Source organism: Rhodophyticola sp., from assembly GCF_965284195.1.
GTDB lineage: Bacteria > Pseudomonadota > Alphaproteobacteria > Rhodobacterales > Rhodobacteraceae > Rhodophyticola.
Genome location: NZ_CBDIRM010000001.1, coordinates 1,257,922 through 1,274,128, shown reverse-complemented (window position 1 = coordinate 1,274,128; position 16,207 = coordinate 1,257,922). Strand labels below are relative to the sequence as shown.

Genomic DNA, 16,207 nt, shown 5'->3' with positions numbered 1-16,207 from the left:
GCGGGGTTGACCTTTCGACCCGGTGACCTCCATCTGTCACTCAATCGCTTGCACCAACAAAGAGGGGCCTGACCAATGGCATTCGAACTTCCCGATCTTCCTTACGCCCACGATGCGCTGGCCGATAACGGCATGTCGAAGGAGACGCTGGAATATCACCACGACATCCACCACAAGGCATATGTCGACAATGGCAACAAGCTGATCGATGGGACCGAATGGGCCGACAAGTCGATGGAAGAGATCATCACTGGCACCTATGATGCAAACGCGGTGGCCCAAAGCGGTATCTTCAATAATATCAGCCAGTTGTGGAACCATAATCAGTTCTGGGAAATGATGGGCCCGGGCACGTCCGCGATGCCGGGCGAACTGGAAAGCCGCATCACCGATGCTTTCGGATCGGTCGACAAGTTCAAGGAAGAATTCGGCGCCGCCGGTGCAGGCCAGTTCGGCTCGGGCTGGTGCTGGCTGGTGGTCGACACCGATGGCACGCTGAAGGTCACCAAGACCGAAAATGGCGTGAACCCGCTTTGTTTCGGGCAGACAGCCCTTCTGGGCTGCGACGTGTGGGAGCATTCCTATTACATCGACTTCCGCAACAAGCGCCCTGCCTATCTGACCAACTTCCTCGACAATCTGGTCAACTGGGAAAACGTGGCGAGCCGTCTCGCCAGCGCCTGATCCCGGCCTTCCGCGAATATCCCCGAACCCGCCGGTGCAAGCCGGCGGGTTTTTCTTTGGAACGCCCCTGCGCGCTCCGGCGTTGCCTCCTATATGACTTGAGAGACGGAGGATATCATGGCCGCGCGCGCACGATCCCGGGACGGGCGAAAGGAAACCAAGGAGATACCGGGCGACGAGATCCATGTCTCGCAACAGGGCCGCTCCGGCGGCACGCTGGCCCGCAAGATCGTCACCCGTGACGAGGAAAAGCGCGCCTATGAACACCCCGCGGGAGCGACCCGCGTCCGCAAATCCGACGAAACCGACAGCGAGCCGAAGGAGACCCGATGACCGATCCATCCATGACCCCGACACATGTCGATCAGGTGCGCCGCAACCCCTCGCCGCTGACCAACGGCACCTGGGTTCTGGTGGCCGACGGAGAGAAGGCGCTTTTGTGCGAGAATATCGGCGATGCGGATCACCCCCTGCTTGAGGTGCGCCGGGAAGATCATCAGGAAAATCCCCCGAACCGCGATCAGGGCGCCCACAAACCCGGCCGTTTCAATGACGGGCCGTCGGTGCATCGCTCCGCGGTGGAAGACACGGACTGGCATCGGCTGGCGCAGGACCGGTTTGCCCAGGACCTGTCGGAGATGCTCTACAAACGCGCCCACCGGCACCGGTTCGAACGTCTGATCATCGTCGCGGCGCCGCGCATCCTTGGCGAGTTGCGCGGGCAGATCCACAAGGAGGTGGCCAGCCGGGTCATCGCGGAACTGCCGATGACATTGACCAATCATCCCCTCGACGAGGTGGCGACCCGCATCAGCGCCCGGCTGAGCGAAGAGACCGGCCCGCCGGACGCCTGAGCCTGCCGCCGCGCCGCCTTGACCCGCCAGATCCTGCGTGAAATGCCTGTCCGCAGGCACGGGTCGGGGCAGGTGGCATGAGCGAGGCGGGCAAGGGCGTTCTGGCGATGATCGGGGCCTGCATCATCTGGGGCCTGTCGCCGATCTTCTACAAGCTTCTGTCGGATGTGCCGCCGCTGGAGGTTCTGGCCCACCGAACGCTCTGGTCCTTCGCGGTCTTCGGCCTCGTGCTGACACTCCAGCGCCGGATAGGGGCATTGCCGCAAGCCTTGGCGGGCCGGCGCGCGCTGTTTCTGGCCTTCGCCGCGGCACTCATGATCTCGGGCAACTGGTTTCTCTTCATCTTCTCCGTGCAGGTGGGGCGCACGGTGGAATCCGCCCTCGGCTATTACATCTTCCCGCTGGTCGCGGTGCTGATCGGTCGGGTCGTGCTCAAGGAACGCCTTGGCCGCGCGCAGATCCTCGCGGTCGGGCTGGCGGGTGTGGCCGTGGCGATCCTGACCCTGGGTCTGGGCGTGGCCCCGTGGATCTCCCTCTCGCTCGCGACGACCTTCGGGATCTACGGCCTGATGAAACGCTGGACGGTGGCGGGCCCGGTCGTGTCGGTCACCGCCGAGGTGGCGCTGCTTGCGCCGGTGGCACTCGGCTATCTGATCTGGCTCGGGGCGGAGCAGGGCGCGTTCGGCCATGATGCGGTCCAAAGCACGCTCCTGATCATGGCAGGGCCGCTGACGGCCCTGCCTCTCATCCTGTTTTCCTATGCGGCCAGACGCACGGCGATGTCGACGATCGGTCTGGTGCAATACCTGAACCCGACCCTCCAGTTCGGCGTCGCCGTTCTGGTTCTGGGGGAGGTCATCACCCTCTGGCACGGCATCGCCTTCCCGATCATCTGGGTGGCGCTTGGCATCTATTCCTGGGCGCCGCTCAGGCGCGCGCCGTCTCCAGCGCCGACATGATCGCGGACACGGTGTCGATCACCCGGTAGAACTCCTTCAGCGAGGCTTCGGCGAAGCCCTGCGTCACCACGTGGTCGACCAGAGCGGCCAGCGGGCCCCAATAGGCGGCCGTATTCATCAGCAGGATGGGTTTTTCGTGCAGGCCAAGCTGGCGCCAGGTCAGCACCTCGAAGAACTCGTCCAGCGATCCGGCGCCGCCCGGCAGGACGACAATCGCATCGGAATTCATGAACATCACCTTCTTGCGCTCATGCATGTTCTCGGTGACGATGAAACGCCCCAGATCGCGCTTGCCCATCTCGCGCGCCAGAAGATGGGCGGGGATCACGCCGAACGTGTCGCCGCCGGCATTCTGGGCCGCCCGCGCAACCGCCCCCATCAGGCCCACATCGCCCGCACCATAGACCAGTCGCATACCGGCCTGCGCCAGCCCTTCGCCAAGGGCCGTCGCATCGGCCATGTATTCCGGGTCGGCCCCGGGGCGAGAGCCGCAATAGACACAGACGGAGAATGACAAATCTGGCGACCCTTGCACAAAGAGGTGTTTTGCCCCCTGATAGACCTGTTGATAACGTCACTCAACCCGGTGCACACGCGATCGGAACGCGGACACGCTGCACCGGTGAGTTAGGTTGGATGGGGAAATGGCCTTAGGCACAGGCTCGATAAACAGCGGCTCGGCGCTGGCCATCGGTGTGGGCGCAGCAGCGCTTGCAGGGGTGATCGGCATTGTCATCTTCTCCGGATTGCTTGGCCCGGACCAGCCGGAGGGGGCGGGCGCCCCCGCGCCGCTGGCCAGCCTGCCTGCGGCAGATGTGCCACAGGCGGAAGACCCCGCCTCCCCGGTTGTGGTGTCGACCACGGTCCTGCCCGAACCGCAGGGGGAGACCAACACCGCTGCAGCCCCCGCCGATGAGGCGGAGGCCGCGGTTGCCACGGCCGAGACGCCCCCGGTCCGGATACGGCCCCTGATCGACCTGCTGCGGGTCGACCCGACCGGCTCGACCATCGTCGCGGGCCGTGCCGCGCCCGGCGCGGAGGTCACCCTGATGCTGGACGGTGTCGCGCTCGACACGGTGACGGCCGATGAATGGGGCGCCTTCGTTGCGATGGTGTCCGTGCCACCCGCCGAGATGCCCCGCGCGCTGAGCCTGTCCATGGCGGAGGGCGCGGATGGTCCGCCGGTCGTCTCCGAGGAAAGCATCATCATCACCCCCACCGCCGCCCGGGTGGCGGATGCAGGCGCCGCATCCGCCGACGCGGAAAGCGCCTCTGCGCCCGTTTCCGACAGCGGGGCGGAGGATGTTCAGCAAGCGGGCGCCGCCCCGGATGCGACTGCGCAGCCCACGGAGCCCTCTGCCGCGCCCCGGTCGCCCACCTTGCTGATTGCCGATGACAGGGGCGTGCGGGTGCTGCAACCGGCCGATCAGGCGCCCGCGGTCCTGGATCAGATCGTTCTGGATACCATCACCTACGATCCGGGGGGGGAGGTCGTGCTGTCGGGCCGGGGACAGGCCGACAGCGGCTTGCAGGTCTATCTGGACAACCAGCCCGTGCGACTGGCCGAGGTCGACGCGGTGGGCCAATGGCGCGCCGCATTGCCCGAGGTCGACCCGGGCACCTATACCTTGCGGGTCGATCAGGTGGATGCCGCCGGACAGGTGGTCAGCCGGGTGGAGACCCCCTTCCTGCGGGAAGAGCCGGCGGTGCTTGCCGCCCTGCCGGGCCCCGATGACGGGGTTTCGGTGGTGACGGTACAGCCGGGGTTCACGCTTTGGGGTATCGCGCGGGAGACGCTTGGCGCTGGCATTCTCTATGTGCAGGTCTATCAGGCCAATCAGGATCTGATCCGCGATCCGGATCTGATCTATCCCGGTCAGGTTTTCGCGATCCCGGAAATGGCGTCGGAATAGTCCCGGCCCGTCTGGCCTTCTGCGGCGGCAGGACCTAGGTTCACAGCTTGGAGCCGCCAGCAGGAAACCCGCCAGCCCATGCCAACCGATCTTTCGATGCCCGACACCTCCGAAGAGGCCCGCGAACGCCGCAGCGGGGTGCGCACGATCCGCAAGGTCGCGCCCTATCTGTGGCCGCGCGGGCAGGCATGGGTGAAGTACCGGGTCGTGATCGCGCTCGGCATGCTGGTGGTGGCCAAGCTGGTCGCCGTCTTCACGCCCTTTCTCTACAAGGCGGCGGTCGACGCACTGGCCGGCGAAAGCGAAGGATCCGCCGCGTGGCTGCTGGTGTTCGGCGCCGTCGGCGTGACCATCGCCTATGGCGTGGCGCGGGCGGCCAATGTCGGCTTTCAGCAGTTGCGCGATGCGATCTTCGCGCGGGTGGGCCAGCGGGCGTTGCGGCAACTGGCGCTGGAGACGTTCCGCCATATCCACGCCCTGTCGCTGCGTTACCACATCACGCGGAAGACGGGCGGTCTCTCGCGGATCATCGAACGCGGGGTGAAGGGCGTCGACTTCCTGTTGCGCTTCCTGCTCTTTTCCGTGGGTCCGCTGGTTCTGGAACTGCTTCTGACCGGGATCATTCTGGCGGTCGTGTTCGACATCAACTACCTGATCGTACTTACCGTCACCATCGCGATCTATATCTGGTTCACCTTCAAGGTCACCGAATGGCGGGTGAAGATCCGCAAGCAGATGAACGATCAGGACACCGACGCCAACCAGAAGGCGATCGACAGCCTGCTGAATTTCGAAACCGTGAAGTATTTCGGGGCCGAGAACCGCGAGGCGATGCGCTATGACGGCGCGATGGAGGGGTATGAGGCGGCCGCGCTCAAGACCTCCTATTCGCTCGCGGCGTTGAATTTCGGCCAGTCGCTGATCATCACAACCGGGCTTGTGGTGGTGATGGTGATGGCGGCGCTCGGCGTGCAGGATGGCAGCCTGACCGTGGGCGATTTCGTGATGGTCAACGCCTATATGATCCAGATTACCATGCCGCTGAACTTTCTGGGCACGGTCTATCGCGAAATCCGGCAGAGCCTTGTGGATATGGGCGAGATGTTCGATCTGCTCGAACAGCCCGCCGAGGTCACGGACCGGCCGGATGCGCCGGATCTGGAGTGTCCGCGGGGCGAGGTGGTGTTCGACAATGTGCTGTTCGGCTATGACGCCGCCCGGCCGATTCTGAAGGGCGTGTCCTTCCGGGTCGGGCCCGGCGAGACCGTGGCGCTTGTCGGGCCTTCGGGGTCGGGCAAATCCACCATCGGGCGGCTTCTGTTCCGCTTCTACGATGTGGATGGCGGCGCGATCACCATCGACGGTCAGGATCTGCGCATGGTGACGCAGGAAAGCCTGCATGCGCAGATCGGCGTGGTGCCGCAGGACACGGTGCTCTTCAACGACACGATCCGCTACAACATCGCCTATGGCCGCCCCGAGGCCGGCTTCGCCGAGATCGAGGCGGCGGCCCGCGCGGCGAAGATCCACGACTTCATCCAGGCCTTGCCGGAGGGGTACGAGACCGCCGTGGGCGAGCGCGGGCTGAAGCTGTCGGGCGGGGAGAAACAGCGCGTCGGAATTGCCCGCACCTTGCTGAAAGACCCGCCCATCCTGCTTCTGGACGAGGCCACCAGCGCGCTGGACACCGAGACCGAGCGCGACATTCAGGAAGAGCTGAAGATGATGGGGCAGGGCCGGTCGGTGATCACCATCGCCCATCGTCTGTCCACCGTGGTCGAGGCGAACCAGATCATCGTGCTGGAGCAGGGTGAAATCGTGGAGCGCGGCACCCATGAGAAGTTGCTGGCGCAGTCCGGGCGCTATGCCGCGATGTGGCAGCGCCAGATGTCCGAGGAAGAAAGCGCGGCCTGACCGCGCCGGCGGTGCGGGGCGTTCTGAGCCGCCCGCGCGGGCTGTCCGCCCCTCGCTGAGGCCTCATGCGGCCGGCCTTTGCGCCAATTGATCGGTGGAGACCCGCAGCGCACCCATGCTCCGGACAGGGGCGTTCGGCCATTGCGCCGCCCCGATTGCGGGCCGCGCCATTCTGCGTAAGGGGCGACACCGGCCCTCCCGGCCTGCACGATCCTCCCGCGCGACCGCCCCGATGGGGGCAGCCGTGCTTATTCCGCCGCGCGCAGGGGCGGCCTCGGCTTGCCCTGATCGTCCTCGTCCTGCGCCACCTCCGGCAGGTCCGTGTCGTCGGGCCGGGGGCTTTCTGCGGGGGCAGGGGGCACCACCACCGCCTCGGTGTCGACCAGCGGGGCGGGCGGGGGCAGGTCCTGCTCCCACAGGATGATCGGATTGCGGGTGTTCCGCGCCGCGCGCGCCAGAGCCCAGTCCTGCGCCCGGCTGCTCATGCTGCCGGCACCCAGCATGCCGAGCCCGCGGGCCAGCCACGACAGGATCGTGCCGGCCCAGATCCGGAGCGCAAGAAGCGACGGCGTCATCACCAGTGTCAGAACCGTGGCCAGGCCAAGCCCGAAGACTACCGCGGTCGCAAGCTGTTTCCACCACAGGGCGGTCGGGCTGTTCACCGTGTAGCCGCCGCCGCCGAAATCAAGGCTGATGCCGTACATCATCGGGGCGAGACCCGCCATCGTCGTGATCGTGGTCAGCAGAACGGGGCGGATGCGCGCCTCCGCCGTGCGGGTGATCGCCTCCAGCCGCGGCATGTAGCGGCTGTATTCCTGATAGGTGTCGATCAGTACGATATTGTTGTTCACCACGATCCCGGCCAGCGCCACGATCCCCGTCCCCGTCATGATGATGGAGAAGGTCTGATCCATCACCAGCATCCCGATCAGCACGCCTGTGGTGGACAGAACCACCGCCAGCAGCACCAGAACCGCGTTGTAGACGGAGTTGAACTGCGCCAGCAGGATGATGAACATCAATCCAAGCGCGCCAAGGAACGCCTGGCCAAGGAACGCTTGGCTTTCGGCCTGCTCCTCCTGATCGCCGCCCCATTCCCAACCGACGGAACTGGGGAAGGGGTCCTCGGCCTCGATCCATTCGGTGATCCGGGCGATCCGCTCGTTCGCGTTCACGGCAACCAGGGTCAGATCGCCGCCTTCGACCCCGTCGATCAGCGTTGCGGGCTCGACCCCGTCGGTCATGTGGAAGATGACATATCCGGTGCCGTCTGGGCCGCGCATTTCGGGCGCGGCGCCTTCGGGCAGTTGCTCGACGATGCCAAGCGTCTCGCCCTCATCGGTATCGACGCGCAGCAGATCCGCCTCCACATCGGCCCTGACGTTGAAGACGCGGGACTGATCGACCCGGTCGATCACCGCCAGTTGCGGCGTCGGCTCGTAGGTCACGAAATTCGACAGCGGCACCAGCCCGTCGGCGGTGCGCACCCTGAGCGTATCGAGGGTGGACAGGACCCGCGCCTCGTCGGGGAAGCGCACGCGGATATCGATCTCCTCGTCCGAGGACGGCACCCGCATCGTATCGAGCAGGATGCCGCGCGTGACAAGCTGCACCATCGCGCCCACGGTGGCCACATCGGCCCCGAAACGGCCCGCGGCCTCCACATCCACATTGATCTGCCAGTCGATGCCCGGCAGCGGCAGCGTATCTTCGACAAGGGTCAGGGCCGGCATGCTCTCGAAATGCTCCCGCGCGATCCGGGTCGCCTCCTGAAGATCCTCCCAATTGTCGCCCGACAATTGCAGATTGACCGGTTTGCCATCGGCGGGGCCCTGGGCCTGCTCGAAAATCTCGGTCTCGATGCCCGGGATCCGGTCCAGTTCGGTCTGCAGACGGTCGATGATGACATTGCCGTCCCATCGCGGATCCACGATCGTGACCGGCATGGAGAACAGGCCCCAGAGCACCGGGCGCCAGACCACCGCAGTCGGGCGGTCCTCCCACGCGACCAGATCCATCTGCACCTGTCCGATGGTGTCTTCGGGTGCCGCCGCGCCGCCGGTGTTGTTGTTCAGCCCGCCGTCGCCGGCGAAGGCAAACACATCGCGCACCCCTTCGGTGGCCAGAACCACCTCCTCGACCTGGGCGACCAGCGCGTCCATTTCGGGCACGGAAAGGTTGCCGCGCGCGCGCACATAGACCACGGCGTTTTCGGGCTCCGTCTCCACGAAGAATTCGACGCCGTTGTTGTTGTTTATGAACTGGTAGAACACCACGCCGACAAACAGCGCGATGAGCACGAGCACACCAACCGGCGCGACCGGGTTTCCGACGATCATGTGAATGAACGAACCGAACCAGGTGCGGCGATACCCGGCCTGAATGGGCTTGGGCTTGCGCGCGATCTGGACCGACCCCAGCAGAACCGACATCAGGGCGGAGCTGAGAATGAACAGGGCCGCGCCCGGCAGCATGGCAACAAAGGCGGAGACCGAACCCGACGCGATCCCGATGATGCCGGGATTGATCGTGATCATCGCGGCCATGAACATCGCATAGCCCGCGGCCAGCGTCAGGATCAGGCGCATCCAGTAGGCCGGCACAAGCGCCCTGACGATCTCGGTGCCCTGTTCGGTGATCCGCGTGAACCGGGCCGCAACCCCACCCAGAACGGGCAGGTAGATCAGGGCCACGATCAACGAGGCGGACAGGACGAAGATCAGCGTGACCGGCAGCATGCCCATGAACTCGCCGGGCACGCCGGGCCAGAACAGCATGGGCAGAAACGCGCAAAGCGTCGTCGCGGTGGAGGAGACCACGGGCCAGAACATGCGCTTGGCCGCATCCGTATAGGCCTGCATGGGCCTTGCCCCGGCCTGCAGGCGCTTGTCGGCATATTCCACCACCACAATCGCCCCATCCACCAGCATCCCCACCGCAAGGATCAGCCCGAACATCACGATGTTCGAGATCGAGATGCCCATGACGCCAAGCAGGATGAAGCAGAGCAAAAACGAGGTCGGGATCGCAAAGCCCACCAGCAGCGCCGAGCGCGTTCCGAGGGCCGCCAGAACCACGATCATTACCAGCGCGATGGCTGTCAGAACCGAGCCTTCAAGCTGCCGCACCATGCCGTCCACCGTGACCGACTGGTCAAGCGTGGTGTCCACCCGCACCGAGTCCTGCAACTCGATGGGCCAGGAGGCGCGCACGGCATCGACCTCGGCGCGGACCAGTTCCGCGGTGTCGATCACGTTGAAACCCTGCCGTTTGACGACTTGCAGCGCCACGGTGTTTTCGCCGTTGAACCGCGCGGTGCCGGTACGGTCCTCGAAGGTCAGACGGATTTCGGCGAGATCGCCCAGAGTGACGACCCGGTCGCCATTGACCGAAATGGCAAGGTTGTAGACATCCTCGGCACTGTCGAAGCTGGACGGGATCTTGACCGAAATGGCGCCGCTTTCGGTCTCCACCTCGCCGGCCGCGATCAGCTGGTTGTTGTTCACCACCGCGTCGATCAGTTCCCGGGCGGTGACGTTATAGGCCTCCAGCGCAAGCGGGTCGATTACCACTTCCAGCATCTCCGCCCGGTCGCCCGCCAGCCCCGCCTCCAGAATGGGCGACAGCGCCTCCAGCCGGTCCTGCATCTCGTTGGCAAGCCGCAACAGCGTGCGTTCCGGGGCATCGCCCGACAGCGCAACGATGATGATCGGGAATTCCGAGAAGTTGATCTCGGCGATCTGGAAGCTTTCGGCGCCGGCCGGAAAATCCGCCTCGGCGGCATTCATCGCGTCGCGGACATCGGCGATGCTGGCGGATTTGTCCCAGCCGAACTCGAATTCGAGAAAGATCCCGGCAAAGCCCTCGGCGGCGGTGGAATTGATCGAGACAAGCCCGTCAAGGTCCTGAAACTCCGCCTCCATGGGGCGGATCAGCAGCCGTTCGCTGTCTTCCGCCGAGATGCCGGGGAAGGGCACCGAGATGAACAGCCCCGGGATATCGATATCCGGCTCACCCTCCTTCGGCAGGCCCACATAGGCCGCCGTGCCGACGGTCAGCGACAGGATCACGAAGGCGATCACCATCCGGGCGCGGGATGCGGCCCAGTCGACAAGACCTGTCATTGGGTCAGCTCCTCATAGGTCACGTCGACGGGCACCCCGTCGGTGACGAATTCCTGGCCCACGGTGATCACCGTCGCCTGATCGGGTAGCCCGGTCAGCAGCACGCCGCGCGCGGTATCGCGCAACATGGTCACCGGCACGAACTGGGCGCGGTTCTCCTCGGTCACGATCCGCACCCCGAGCGTGCCCGCGTCGTTCAGCGTCAGCGAAGATGTCGGCAACAGATGCGCAGGCAGTCCAGCGGTCGAAATCATGATATCCGCGGTCTGTCCGTCGCGAATAGCCAGATCGGCATTCGCCACCTCGATTTCGACCCGGAAGGTGCGGGTCTGCGGATCGGCGGAGCGGGACAGGAAGATGACCTCGCCCTGAACCTCCTCGCCGGTGGCCAGACGCGCGCCCGCCGCCGCCCCGACAGCAACCCGGTTGACCTGCGCCTCGGGGACGAACCCGACAAGCTTGATCGGATCGAGCTGGATCACCGTGGCGCACAAGGTGCCCGGCTGCATCAGGGAGCCGAGCTCGGCGGTGTCGCTTTCCAGCAGCCCCTCGAACGGCGCGCGGATTTCCAGACGGGTGATTTCCTGCCGGGCCCGCTCGACCCCGGCCTCGGCAGAGCGGATGCCGCTCAGTGCCGTCTCGACCCCGGCTTCCGCCGACTGGATGGCGGCCTCGGCCGCGGATCGGGCCGCGGCGGTGCTGGCCGCCCGCGTTTCGGAGCCGAAGCCGCTTTCGCTCAGCCGCGAAGCCGCGTTGTCGTCGATCTCGGCCGCGGTCAGGCCCGCGCGCGCCTCCGCCACTCGCGCCCGCGCCTCCGGCAGGCGGGATCGGGCCTCCGCCAGCCGTGCTTCCGCTTCCTCCAGCGCCGCACCGCGCGTGCCGCGATCGATCTCGCAAAGCAACTGGCCCTCTTCCACGAAGGCGCCCGCCCGGATCGGCGGCGAGATGATCAGGCCGGAGGTTTCCGACTGCACGTTGACCTGCCGCAGGGCCTCGGTCCGGCCACGCAGCAAGACGGCGTTTTCCGCCATCGTCGCCTCGCTCCGCCGGGCAACCACATGAACCACATGCATGCCATCGGCGGTCAGCGCCTGCTCGGGCGGGGTGTCGGTCTCGGCGACTTCCTGTATCTCGGCGGTGGCGCCGTCATCGGCGGTGAAGCCGCCGGCAAATCCGATCAGCCGATCCCGCTCCAGGATCACCAGATAGAGCACCGCAAACACAACAATGGCGGTCACAATCGGAAAAATTCGCATCAATAGCCTCACTCGCCCGCTGCCGTCGGGCACAATCATTTGCGGTACGTTTCAGGACATACGCTGAACCGCTTCGTTCAGATTAGTATTTTGCGGCGCAGCGCGCAAGACTGAACCGATTAGTTCAGAAATATGCGGCCATCCTGCTGACATTGGTGCATTTCGGGGCATGTCGGCGGCGGCGGGCATCCCCGCGGGTGATCTCCGGCCTTGGCATTTCCCGGTGCTTCGCGCTAAGAGGACGGCGGGTAAGAAACTTCGCCGCATCAGGGCAAGAAACGGGGCACGCGTCATGGCCAATTCCGACAGTTTCATCAATGAGGTAAGCGAAGAAGTACGGCGGGACCGTCTCTTCGCCCTGCTTCGACGGTGGGGCTGGGCCGCCGCACTTGCCGTGCTGGTGCTGGTGGGCGGCGCGGCCTGGAACGAATACCGCCGCGCGCAGGCCAACACTCAGGCGCAGGCCTTCGGAGATGCGCTGCTGCAGGCGCTCGACAACAACGATGCCGATGCGCGGATGGCCGCCCTTGCCGCTGTGCCCGCCGAAACGCCCGAGGCCGAGATCATTCTGGCCCTTCTGCAGGCCGGGGAAGAGGCCGAAGGCGGGGCCGCCGCTGCCCGGCTCCGCGCGCTGGCCGGCAACCCCGATCTTCCGCGCCGCTACAGCGATCTGGCCCTTCTCAAGGCGCAGATGCTCGCCCCTGCCGAGCCGGGCGAGGCGATGGCGACCATGGATCGTCTGGCGCAGCCCGGTGCGCCCTACCGGGCGCTCGCCATGGAGCAGCAGGCCTATATCCGTCTCGGCGAGGGCGATTTCGAGGCCGGATTGCAGATTTTGCGGCAGCTTCAGTCCGAGCCGCAGACCACGCCGGGCTTGCAACAACGCACGATGCAGTTGATTGTAGCGCTGGAAGCGGGGGCCACGCTGACCGACGCCGCCGAGGCACCCGCCGCGACGGCCGAAGACAGCGTGACGGAGGGGGCGGACGCGGCCCCCGAAGACACTCCGGCAACGGAAGAGAGGACAGACCCGCCCGAAGAACAGACCGATGCCGACGGCACGGCGGGGACACCCGCAAGCGAATGAGCGGTATTGGGCACGGGCAGGAAGGGCAGAGGCAGATATGAGCATGTTCCGCATCGGATTTCTGGGGCTCGGCTTCGTGCTGGCCCTTGCAGGCTGCGACCGGGAGGTCATCTTGGAGGGAGAGCGGTTCGGCACCCGCGTGCCGCTGGCCGATACGCTGCCGGGCGAAGACGGCACCGTGCCGGCGGCGGAGATCGCGGTCGAAGGGCCGCGCGCGATTTCCCTTCTGCCCGCCACGACCAATGCCGACTGGCCGCAACGCGCCGCGAATATCCGCAACCTGCCGCCCCATGTGACCCTGGCCGCCGCACCCGCGGAGCTCTGGGCCACGGGCATCGGCAACGGCAACAGCCGCCGGACCCGCATCACCGCCGATCCGGTGGTGGCCGACGGGCGGATCTTCACGATGGATGCCGTGGCCGGGGTACAGGCGACCTCCACCTCCGGGGCGGCGCTCTGGTCGGTCGATCTGACGCCGGGCTTCGAACGGGGCGGCGGCATCTCGGGCGGGGCGCTGGCGGTCGATGGCGCCACGCTCTTCGCGACAACCGGATATGGCGAGCTGGTGGCGCTCGATGTGGCCACCGGCGCGGTTCGCTGGCGGCAGCGTCTGGATGCGGGCATCACTGCGCCCACGATCGCGAACAACACCGCCTATATCGTCAGCCGCGACAGCCAGGCCTGGGCGATCGACACGTCGAACGGGCGCATCCGCTGGCAATTGCCCGCAGCACCGGCCGCCGCCGTGCTGACCGGCGGCGCGGCTCCGGCCATCACCGACCGTCTGGTGATCTTTCCGTTCGGCTCGGGCGAGCTTGTGGCCTCGCTCCGGCTGTCGGGCGTCCGGGTCTGGGGCACCACCGTCGCCGGGTCCCGGCGCGGGGTCGCCTATAACGATCTCAACGACATCACCGGCGATCCGGTCGTGCAGGGCGGCGTGGTCTACGCTGGAAACCAGGCGGGCAGGGTGGTCGCGCTGGAGGCTGCATCGGGCGAACGGCTCTGGACCGCGACGGATGGGGCCTATTCCCCCGTGGTTCCGGCAGGCGACAGCATTTTCTTCGTCTCCGACCGCAACGAGTTGGTGCGCGTCGACGCCGCGACCGGGGAACGTATCTGGGGCATCGAACTGCCGCTTTACGTCCGCGAGCGGGAGCGGCGCCGCAAGGCCGTCTTCACCCATTTCGGCCCGGTGCTTGCCGGCGGGCGGCTGGTGGTCGCGTCGGGCGACGGGGTGATCCGCATGTTCTCCCCCGAAAGCGGCGCGCTTCTCTCCACCCTGCCGATCCGCGGTGGGGCGGCGGCGAACCCGGTTGTGGCCGGTGGCGTGCTCTACGTGGTCAGCCAGGACGGACGCCTGCACGCCTATCGCTGAATTGTGGCGTCCCGCCCAAGCGGCCAAGGTCTGCGACCGGTCGGGGTGCAGTCATGCGCCCGAGGCAGGAACACCAGGGATCGGCCCGGTCGGGTCTTTCCGTGTCGGATTATTGGGCAACGCCCAGGGCCCTGATCGGGTCGGGACCGGTTTTTTCCGAAAGGTGGGGTCGGGTTAACCTTTTGGTAACGAATTGCGCGTCAGGCTTGTTCAAGCGGGCACGCTCCGGCCCGCGTCACGTGTCGACGCCCTTTGCCCAACCTCGTCCCTCAGTATCCCCTGGCGAAGGGCGTCAGCGCGATGTCCGGCCACTGCATCGCGGGGTCATTCCCACTCGATCGTTCCGGGCGGCTTCGACGTGATGTCATAGGTCACCCGGTTGATGCCCTGCACCTCGTTGATGATCCGCGTGGCGGTTTCGCCAAGGAATTCATGGCTGAACGGATAGTAATCCGCCGTCATCCCGTCGACCGAGGTCACCGCCCTCAGCGCACAGGCATAATCGTAGGTCCGCCCGTCGCCCATCACGCCGACGGTCCGCACCGGCAGGATCGCGACGAAGGCCTGCCAGATCTCGTCATAGAGCCCGTGGCGGCGGATCTGGTCGATATAGACCGCATCGGCCTTGCGCAGGATCTCCAGCTTCTCCCGCGTGATCTCTCCGGGGCAGCGGATCGCAAGGCCCGGGCCGGGAAAGGGGTGGCGCCCGATGAAACTGGCCGGCAGGCCCAATTCATGGCCAAGCGCGCGCACCTCGTCCTTGAACAGCTCGCGCAGCGGTTCCACCAGTTTCAGGCCCATCTTCTCGGGCAGCCCGCCCACATTGTGATGCGACTTGATGGTGACCGACGGCCCACCGCTGAATGACACGGACTCGATCACATCGGGGTAAAGCGTACCCTGCGCCAGATATTCCGCGCCGTCGATCCCGTCGGCATATTTCTGGAACACGTCGATGAACAGCCCGCCGATGATCTTGCGCTTTGTCTCGGGGTCGCTCACGCCGTCCAGCCGGCTCAGGAACAGCTCGCTTTCATCGGCATGGATCAGGGGCAGATTGTAATGGTCGCGGAACATCGTCACGACCTCGGTCGCCTCGTTCTGCCGCAAAAGCCCGTGATCGACGAAGACGCAGGTCAGCTGCGCGCCGATGGCCTCGTGGATCAGCACCGCGGCGACGGACGAATCGACCCCGCCCGACAGGGCGCAGATGACCTTCTTGTCGCCGACCTGATCGCGGATCTTGCGAATCGCCTCTTCGCGATAGGCGCCCATGGTCCAGTCGCCGGAAAACCCCGCAAGGCGCACGAAATTCTCGTACAGCGTCCGGCCGTTGGGGGTGTGATGCACCTCGGGGTGAAACTGCACCGCATAGAAGTTGCGCTCCAGATCGGCGGTGATCGCAAAGGGGGCGTTGGGCGATGTGCCGTAGACCTCAAAGCCCGGCGCAATGGCCGAAACATGGTCGCCATGGCTCATCCAGACCTGTTCGCGCGCATCGAGGAACCAGCCGTTCAGAAGGTCGATCCGGTCCGCTGCGGGTGTGACATAGGCGCGGCCGAATTCGGCGGTGCCATGGCCCCGCTCGACCTTGCCGCCCAGCATCTGCATCATGACCTGCTGGCCATAGCAGATCCCCAGTATCGGCACTCCCAGATCGAAGATGGCCTCGGGCGGGCGCGGCGACCCGTCATCGATCACCGAAGCCGGACCGCCGGAGAGGATCACGGCTTTCGGGGCGAAATCCTCCAGAAACGCGGGCGTGAAATTCTGATAGGGGTGGATTTCGCAATAGACATTCAGCTCCCGCAGGCGGCGGGCAATGAGTTGCGTGACCTGGCTGCCGAAATCGACGATCAGCAGGCGTTCGTGATGGCGGGGGATCGGTAAGCTGCTCATGGAACGGCAATAGGCAAGGCGGCCCGGTTCTGCAAGACCGTCCCGGAGGCCCCGACCGGCCCTTTCGCAAAAGGATCCCGGCGCCGATCCGGAAATCGAGGTGTGGCAGCCCGCCGGCCCGACGGCGATGCGCGTTATCCGG

General features: G+C 65.9%; 12 protein-coding genes. 8 read left to right on the top strand and 4 right to left on the bottom strand.

Going from position 1 to position 16,207, the window contains the following annotated elements:
• Positions 1–75: 75 nt before the first annotated feature.
• The 4 genes from ACQ651_RS06355 (at position 76) to rarD (ending at position 2,497) form a co-directional block, all read left to right on the top strand.
• Positions 76–684, top strand: coding sequence for a superoxide dismutase (locus tag ACQ651_RS06355; RefSeq protein ID WP_430448778.1), 609 nt, complete (start codon positions 76–78; stop codon positions 682–684).
• Positions 685–801: 117 nt separating this feature from the next.
• Positions 802–1,017: a hypothetical protein gene (locus ACQ651_RS06350; protein ID WP_430448777.1), complete on the top strand. Its 216-nt coding sequence runs from the start codon at positions 802–804 to the stop codon at positions 1,015–1,017.
• Positions 1,014–1,538 carry a host attachment family protein gene (locus ACQ651_RS06345; protein WP_430448776.1) on the top strand — a complete coding sequence of 175 codons (525 nt, stop codon included), beginning with the start codon at positions 1,014–1,016 and terminating at the stop codon, positions 1,536–1,538. Before ACQ651_RS06350 ends, ACQ651_RS06345 begins: the two co-directional genes overlap by 4 nt.
• Before the next feature lie 77 nt (positions 1,539–1,615).
• Positions 1,616–2,497 (top strand): EamA family transporter RarD, encoded by an 882-nt coding sequence (gene rarD, locus ACQ651_RS06340; protein WP_430448775.1) that lies wholly within the window; start codon positions 1,616–1,618, stop codon positions 2,495–2,497.
• Here the strand turns inward: rarD and ACQ651_RS06335 are convergent.
• On the bottom strand, positions 2,466–3,014 hold the full coding sequence (locus ACQ651_RS06335) for a TIGR00730 family Rossman fold protein (protein ID WP_430448774.1): 549 nt from the start codon (positions 3,012–3,014) through the stop codon (positions 2,466–2,468). The genes rarD and ACQ651_RS06335 overlap by 32 nt on opposite strands.
• A 127-nt stretch (positions 3,015–3,141) precedes the next feature.
• Here ACQ651_RS06335 and ACQ651_RS06330 point away from each other — a divergent pair, with 127 nt between their 5' ends.
• Both ACQ651_RS06330 and ACQ651_RS06325 read left to right on the top strand, forming a co-directional pair.
• Positions 3,142–4,410 carry a LysM peptidoglycan-binding domain-containing protein gene (locus ACQ651_RS06330; RefSeq protein WP_430448773.1) on the top strand — a complete coding sequence of 423 codons (1,269 nt, stop codon included), beginning with the start codon at positions 3,142–3,144 and terminating at the stop codon, positions 4,408–4,410.
• A gap of 96 nt (positions 4,411–4,506) precedes the next feature.
• The gene (locus ACQ651_RS06325) at positions 4,507–6,324 is read left to right on the top strand and encodes an ABCB family ABC transporter ATP-binding protein/permease (RefSeq protein WP_430450313.1); all 1,818 of its coding nucleotides are present in this window, start codon (positions 4,507–4,509) and stop codon (positions 6,322–6,324) included.
• A gap of 248 nt (positions 6,325–6,572) precedes the next feature.
• Here ACQ651_RS06325 and ACQ651_RS06320 read toward each other — a convergent pair whose 3' ends face one another.
• Positions 6,573–10,448 (bottom strand): efflux RND transporter permease subunit, encoded by a 3,876-nt coding sequence (locus ACQ651_RS06320; RefSeq protein ID WP_430448772.1) that lies wholly within the window; start codon positions 10,446–10,448, stop codon positions 6,573–6,575.
• Positions 10,445–11,704 carry an efflux RND transporter periplasmic adaptor subunit gene (locus ACQ651_RS06315; protein WP_227285967.1) on the bottom strand — a complete coding sequence of 420 codons (1,260 nt, stop codon included), beginning with the start codon at positions 11,702–11,704 and terminating at the stop codon, positions 10,445–10,447. The genes ACQ651_RS06320 and ACQ651_RS06315 overlap by 4 nt, the downstream gene beginning before the upstream one ends.
• Positions 11,705–11,996: 292 nt before the next feature.
• Between ACQ651_RS06315 and ACQ651_RS06310 the strand changes: the two genes are divergently transcribed.
• On the top strand, positions 11,997–12,791 hold the full coding sequence (locus tag ACQ651_RS06310) for a hypothetical protein (protein ID WP_430448771.1): 795 nt from the start codon (positions 11,997–11,999) through the stop codon (positions 12,789–12,791).
• 37 nt (positions 12,792–12,828) lie between these two features.
• Positions 12,829–14,166, top strand: a complete 1,338-nt coding sequence (locus ACQ651_RS06305; protein ID WP_375552371.1) for a PQQ-binding-like beta-propeller repeat protein — start codon at positions 12,829–12,831, stop codon at positions 14,164–14,166.
• Positions 14,167–14,490: 324 nt separating this feature from the next.
• Here the strand turns inward: ACQ651_RS06305 and guaA are convergent, their stop codons facing one another.
• On the bottom strand, positions 14,491–16,065 hold the full coding sequence (guaA, locus tag ACQ651_RS06300; protein ID WP_430448770.1) for a glutamine-hydrolyzing GMP synthase: 1,575 nt from the start codon (positions 16,063–16,065) through the stop codon (positions 14,491–14,493).
• Between the last annotated feature and the right edge of the window lie 142 nt (positions 16,066–16,207).

Excerpts from the sequence above, each read along its gene's own strand:
- guaA (WP_430448770.1), bottom strand. The coding sequence starts at position 16,065 with ATGAGCAGCTTACCGATCCCCCGCCATCACGAACGCCTGCTGATCGTC.
- ACQ651_RS06330 (WP_430448773.1), top strand. The coding sequence starts at position 3,142 with ATGGCCTTAGGCACAGGCTCGATAAACAGCGGCTCGGCGCTGGCCATC.
- ACQ651_RS06310 (WP_430448771.1), top strand. The coding sequence starts at position 11,997 with ATGGCCAATTCCGACAGTTTCATCAATGAGGTAAGCGAAGAAGTACGG.
- ACQ651_RS06355 (WP_430448778.1), top strand. The coding sequence starts at position 76 with ATGGCATTCGAACTTCCCGATCTTCCTTACGCCCACGATGCGCTGGCC.
- ACQ651_RS06305 (WP_375552371.1), top strand. The coding sequence starts at position 12,829 with ATGAGCATGTTCCGCATCGGATTTCTGGGGCTCGGCTTCGTGCTGGCC.
- ACQ651_RS06315 (WP_227285967.1), bottom strand. The coding sequence starts at position 11,704 with ATGCGAATTTTTCCGATTGTGACCGCCATTGTTGTGTTTGCGGTGCTC.
- ACQ651_RS06325 (WP_430450313.1), top strand. The coding sequence starts at position 4,507 with ATGCCCGACACCTCCGAAGAGGCCCGCGAACGCCGCAGCGGGGTGCGC.
- ACQ651_RS06350 (WP_430448777.1), top strand. The coding sequence starts at position 802 with ATGGCCGCGCGCGCACGATCCCGGGACGGGCGAAAGGAAACCAAGGAG.
- rarD (WP_430448775.1), top strand. The coding sequence starts at position 1,616 with ATGAGCGAGGCGGGCAAGGGCGTTCTGGCGATGATCGGGGCCTGCATC.
- ACQ651_RS06320 (WP_430448772.1), bottom strand. The coding sequence starts at position 10,448 with ATGACAGGTCTTGTCGACTGGGCCGCATCCCGCGCCCGGATGGTGATC.
- ACQ651_RS06345 (WP_430448776.1), top strand. The coding sequence starts at position 1,014 with ATGACCGATCCATCCATGACCCCGACACATGTCGATCAGGTGCGCCGC.